We start from the raw sequence: 5,520 nt of genomic DNA on the forward strand, positions 1-5,520 counted from the left end.
CGACTATCAGCCCGGCGAAGTGATCCGTCAGCCGATCTTCTGGCTGATGTACTTCATGTTCGTGATCGTCGGAGCAGGCGGCCTGATGATCACCGCCAACCTCAAGCCGATCGCCGCGGACTGGAAGATAGCCGACACGCCGGTGACGCTGATGGCCATGACCATGACGGCCGTCACCTTCGCGGCGACGTTCGACCGCATCCTCAACGGCCTGACGCGCCCGTTCTTCGGCTGGATCTCCGATCAAATCGGCCGCGAGAACACGATGTTCATCGCCTTCGGCCTCGAAGGCATCGGCATCTACGCGCTCTACGCCCACGGCCAGGATCCGGTGTGGTTCGTGATCTTGTCGGGTCTGGTGTTCTTCGCCTGGGGCGAGATCTACTCGCTGTTCCCGTCGACCTGCACGGATACGTTCGGCAGCAAATTCGCCACCACCAATGCCGGCCTGCTGTACACGGCGAAGGGCACGGCTGCGCTGCTGGTGCCGTTCGCCAACACGCTGCAGCAATCGAGCGGCAGCTGGGACGGCGTGTTCCTGATTGCGGCCGGTGCCAACATCCTGGCATCGCTGCTGGCGCTATTCCTGCTCAAGCCGTGGCGACGCAAGGTCGTCGCGAGCAGCGGCTCGATCTGATCGGTAACGGCGGCGGCTCTTTTGCCCAAGCCGTCTCCGTCTTCCCCCGGCGTGGCCGCAGTGGCCACGCCATTCTTGTAATCGTCTCACCGATGGGTCATCGATGAAAGTTTGTATTTACGGCGCCGGCGCGATCGGCGGTTATCTCGGCGTGCAACTGGCGCAATCCGGCGCGGCCGACGTCAGCCTGGTGGCACGCGGTGCGCATCTTGCAGCGATGCAGGAGCACGGCCTCAAGCTGCTCATCAACGACGAGGAGCGCGTCGCCAAGGTCAAGGCCACCGACAAGCCGGCCGAACTCGGCGTTCAGGACGTCATCATCATCTGCCTGAAGGCGCATTCGATCACCGGCGCGATCGACTCGATGAAGCCGCTGCTCGGCGACCACACGCGCATCGTCACTGCGGTCAACGGCATTCCCTATTGGTACTTCTACAAGCACGGCGGCAACGCCTTCGAAGGCCGCACGCTGGAGAGCATCGATCCCGGCGGCCGGCAGTGGAAGGAACTCGGGCCCGAGCGCGGCATCGGCTGCATCGTCTATCCGGCGACCGAGCTCGAAGGCCCCGGCGTCATCCGCCACGTCTACGGCGACAAATTCCCGCTCGGCGAAGCCTCCGGCGAAACCACGACCGACATTCAGAACCTGTCGAAAGTGTTCGAAGCGTCGGGCCTCAAGGCGCCGATCCTCGATCGCATCCGCGACGAGATCTGGCTGAAGCTGTGGGGCAACGTCTGCTTCAATCCGATCAGCGCCCTCACCCACGCCACGCTCGACGTGATATGCTCCGATCCGGCGACGAGGGCGCTGTCGAAAGCGATGATGCTGGAAGCCCAGCAGATCGCCGAGACCTTCGGTGTCAAATTCCGCGTCGACGTCGAACGCCGCATCGAAGGCGCCCGCAAGGTCGGTGCCCACAAAACCTCGATGCTACAGGACCTCGAACGCGGCCGGCCGATGGAAATCGACCCGCTGGTCACCGTGGTGCAGGAAATGGGCCGCATGACCAACATCCCCACCCCGGCGATCGACTCCGTCCTCGGCCTCGTCATCCAGCGCGCGAAGGTGGCGGGGCTGTACTAATAGCTCGCGTAGTCGCTCTCTCCACGTCATGGCCGGGCTTGACCCGGCCATCCACGACAACAAGCGGGGCCTTGCTTTGAACGCGTGGATGCCCGGGTCAAGCCCGGGCATGACGCTGTTAGCTTGGCTATCGCCTCGACGACCAACAGCTTCAGAATTCAAGGAGAACACGCCGTGACCAAATGGGTTCGCTTCCGCGCCGAGGGCGCGATCGGGTTCGGCACCATCGCGCATTCCGACATCGCGGTGCATAGCGGCGACATGTTCGGCGCCAACCAGCCGACCGGCCAGACGCTGCAGCTCGGCGATGTCGAACTGCTGGCGCCCTGCGCGCCGGGCAAGATCATCGGCTTGTGGAACAACTTCAAGGCTCTCGCCGCCAAGCTCAATCAGTCGATTCCTCCCGAGCCGCTGTACTTCCTGAAGGCCACGACCAGCGTCGCGGCGCACGGCTCGGTGGTCAACCGGCCGGCCTCGTACGACGGCAAGGTGGTGTATGAAGGCGAGCTCGGCATCGTCATCGGCAGAACCTGCCGCAACATCTCGGAAGCCGAAGCCGGCGAGTACATTTTCGGCTACACCTGCGTCAACGACGTCACCGCGGCCGACATCCTCAACCGCGATCCGAGCTTCCCGCAATGGGCACGCGCCAAGAGCTTCGACGGCTTCGGCCCGTTCGGCCCGGCGATCGCCACCGATCTGCATCCGGCGACGCTATCGATCCGCACCATTCTCAACGGGGCCGAGCGGCAGAACTATCCGGTCTCCGACATGATCTTTCAGCCGCACAAGCTGGTCAGCCTGCTGTCGGCCGACATGACACTGGAGCCCGGTGACCTGATCTGCTGCGGCACGTCGATCGGCGTCGGCGTGATGAAGGAGCCGGTCAACAGCGTCACCATCGCCATCGAAGGCATCGGTGAGCTGCACAACGAATTCCATCAGGCGGTGAAAGCTTAGACATCCTTCCGGTCATTCCGGGGCGCGAACGCAGTTCGCGAACCCGGAATCCAGAAGCTATTGGCTACCCGCTTCCGTTGGCGCCGAGATTCCGGGTTCGCTCGCTGCGCGAGCGCCCCGGAATGACTCGGCGAGAGGATGCCTCTCCGACCCGCGCATTGGACATTTCGCACTCGGTTCGGCAAGCTCCCCTAAGGCAACAGCAACAGGCGCGTCAGGCGCCGCGAACGTCCGAGGACTCCCATCATGATCAAGACCCGTTTCACCGAGACTTTCGGCGTCGAGCACCCGATCGTGCAAGGCGGCATGCAATGGGTCGGCCGTGCCGAGCTGGTCGCTGCGGTGGCCAATGCCGGCGCGCTGGGCATGATCACGGCTCTGACTCAGCCGACGCCGGAAGATCTCACCAAGGAGATCGCGCGCTGCCGCGACATGACCGATAAGCCGTTCGGCGTGAACCTCACCATCCTGCCGGCGATCAAGCCGCCGCCTTATGCGGAGTATCGCCAGGCGATCATCGAAGCCGGCATCAAGATCGTCGAGACTGCCGGCAACAAGCCGCAGGAGCATGTCGAGGAATTCAAGAAGCACGGCGTCAAGGTGCTGCACAAATGCACCAGCGTGCGTCACGCGCTGTCGGCCGAACGGATGGGCGTTGACGGCATTTCGATCGACGGCTTCGAATGCGCCGGCCATCCCGGCGAGGACGACACGCCCGGCCTCGTACTGATCCCGGCCGCCGCCGACAAGATCAAGATTCCGATGATTGCTTCGGGCGGCTTTGCCGATGCGCGCGGCCTCGTCGCGGCATTGGCGCTCGGGGCCGACGGCATCAACATGGGCACACGTTTCATGTGCACCAAAGAGAGCCCGATTCATCAAGCGGTGAAGGAGAAGATCGTCGCCAACGACGAACGCTCGACCGACCTCATCTTCCGCACGCTACGCAACACCTCGCGCGTCGCCAGGAACGCGGTCAGCCAGCAAGTGATCGCACTCGAGAAACAGGGCGCGACGTTCGAGCAGGTGAAGGAGCTGGTCGCGGGTGCGCGCGGCAAGATGGTCTATGTCAATGGCGACACCGACGAGGGCGTGTGGTCGGCCGGTATGGTTCAAGGCCTGATCCACGATGTGCCGAGTTGTGCCGAACTGGTATCGCGCATCGTCCGTGAGGCGGAATCAATCATTCGCGCCCGGCTCGAAGCGATGCTATCCGGAGCGACACGCCAAGCCGCAGAATAGCGAGTGTGGCGAACGACGGGAATACAGCCATGAAAGCCTTTGTCTACGGCGCAAGCGGTGCCGCAATCAGCGACGTCGAAAAGCCCGCGCCGACCGGCACACAGGTGCTGATCAAGGTTCGCGCCTGCGGCCTCAATCGCGCCGACCTCGGCATGACCAAGGGCCAGGCGCATGGCGCAGCCGGCGGCGTCGGCACCGTGCTGGGCATGGAATGGGCGGGGGAGATCGAAGCGGTTGGCCCGGACGCGCCGGGCTGCAAGGTCGGCGACCGCGTGATGGGCTCCGGCGCGGCGGCCTTCGCCGAATATACGCTGGCCGATTACGGCCGGGTGCTCCCGATCCCGGGCAGCATGAGCTTCGAGGACGCCGCCACTCTGCCGGTCGCGCTCACCACCATGCACAACGCGCTGGTGGCGATCGGAAAGCTGCGCTCAGGGCAGAGCGTGCTGATCCAAGGCGCGAGTTCCGGCGTCGGCCTTATGGCGCTGCAGATCGCCAAGTTCAAAGGGGCGCGGCTGGTGATCGGCTCGTCGACCAACAAGAGCCGCCGCGACCGGCTGCACGAATTCGGCGCCGATCTGGCGATCGACACGACGGGCGACGGCTGGGTCGATCAGGTGCTGGCCGCGACCGGCGGCGCGGGCGTCGATCTGGTCATCGACCAGGTGTCAGGCAAGCTCGCCAACCAGACGCTCGCCGCCACACGCGTGCTCGGCCGCATTGTCAATGTCGGCCGCTTGGGCGGCTCACACGCCGACTTCAATTTCGATCTGCACGCGGCACGGCGCATCGACTATGTCGGCGTCACCTTCCGATCACGCAGTATCGAGGAGATCCGCGAAATCTTCCGTCAAGTTCGCGGCGACATCTGGCCGGCGGTGGAACAGCGCAAGCTGAAGCTGCCGATCGACCGTGTCTTCCCCTTCGCCGAGATCGGGGCAGCGTTCGCCCACATGGAAGCAAACCAGCACCTCGGCAAGATTGTCGTGACGCTGTAGGCGTCGGACCAACTCTACGCGATAAGAATCATTCGCATCTTTGCGAAGTTGATCCCTAGCACCGCCTTTTCCGCGTCGCGGCGGGCTGCTAAATCCCGCCCCATGAGCGACCTGGCGCATAACAAAGTCCGCGTGGCTGCGATCTCGATCGTGGCGAGCGGCAGCATGGCTGCGGCGAAACTGCTGATCGGTCTGGCGATTGGATCGCTGGCGCTGATCTCCGAAGCGTTGCACAGCGCGATCGACCTGGTCGCCACCATCATCACCTGGTTCGTCGTGCGGGTGTCGGATCGGCCTGCCGACGACGAACATCACTATGGCCATGGCAAGATCGAGAGCCTGTCGGCGCTCGGCGTCATCGCCATGCTCTACGTACTGGCGGGCGGCATTCTGGTCGAAGCCTACAGCCGGCTGCGCGAAGGCGTTCCGCCGCCGACCTTCTCGCTGTTCGCGTTCGGCGTGCTCGGCGTCGATATTCTGGTCAATCTCTGGCGCGCCTGGGCGCTGCATCGGACCGCTGTTGCCACCAAGAGCCAGGCACTCGCCGCCGACGCCTTGCACTTCGCATCCGACGTGCTCGGTCATTCGCGTCTCGCCGC

6 protein-coding genes are annotated in these 5,520 nt (G+C 64.1%); all 6 read left to right on the forward strand.

The annotated features are described in order from the left end of the window. On the forward strand, window positions 1-637 hold a 637-nt coding region (locus I5M_RS05330; RefSeq protein WP_022720463.1), incomplete at its 5' end, for an MFS transporter. A 103-nt stretch (window positions 638-740) separates the two neighbouring features. Then, window positions 741-1,721, forward strand: a complete 981-nt coding sequence (locus I5M_RS05335) for a 2-dehydropantoate 2-reductase (RefSeq protein WP_022720464.1) — start codon at window positions 741-743, stop codon at window positions 1,719-1,721. A gap of 174 nt (window positions 1,722-1,895) precedes the next feature. Further along, window positions 1,896-2,681, forward strand: a complete 786-nt coding sequence (locus I5M_RS05340; protein ID WP_022720465.1) for a fumarylacetoacetate hydrolase family protein — start codon at window positions 1,896-1,898, stop codon at window positions 2,679-2,681. Window positions 2,682-2,927: 246 nt separating this feature from the next. Beyond that, window positions 2,928-3,923 (forward strand): nitronate monooxygenase family protein, encoded by a 996-nt coding sequence (locus I5M_RS05345; RefSeq protein ID WP_022720466.1) that lies wholly within the window; start codon window positions 2,928-2,930, stop codon window positions 3,921-3,923. 29 nt (window positions 3,924-3,952) lie between these two features. Next, window positions 3,953-4,921: a zinc-binding dehydrogenase gene (locus I5M_RS05350; RefSeq protein ID WP_022720467.1), complete on the forward strand. Its 969-nt coding sequence runs from the start codon at window positions 3,953-3,955 to the stop codon at window positions 4,919-4,921. A gap of 102 nt (window positions 4,922-5,023) precedes the next feature. Continuing rightward, the coding region (locus I5M_RS05360; protein WP_022720469.1) for a cation diffusion facilitator family transporter at window positions 5,024-5,520 on the forward strand (497 nt) is incomplete at its 3' end.

Origin of the sequence: Rhodopseudomonas sp. B29 (assembly GCF_000333455.1) — a bacterium.
GTDB lineage: Bacteria > Pseudomonadota > Alphaproteobacteria > Rhizobiales > Xanthobacteraceae > Rhodopseudomonas.

Bases quoted from the DNA above. Each gene is read 5' to 3' on its own strand.
- I5M_RS05335 (WP_022720464.1), top strand. From the start codon at position 741: ATGAAAGTTTGTATTTACGGCGCCGGCGCGATCGGCGGTTATCTCGGC.
- I5M_RS05345 (WP_022720466.1), top strand. From the start codon at position 2,928: ATGATCAAGACCCGTTTCACCGAGACTTTCGGCGTCGAGCACCCGATC.
- I5M_RS05350 (WP_022720467.1), top strand. From the start codon at position 3,953: ATGAAAGCCTTTGTCTACGGCGCAAGCGGTGCCGCAATCAGCGACGTC.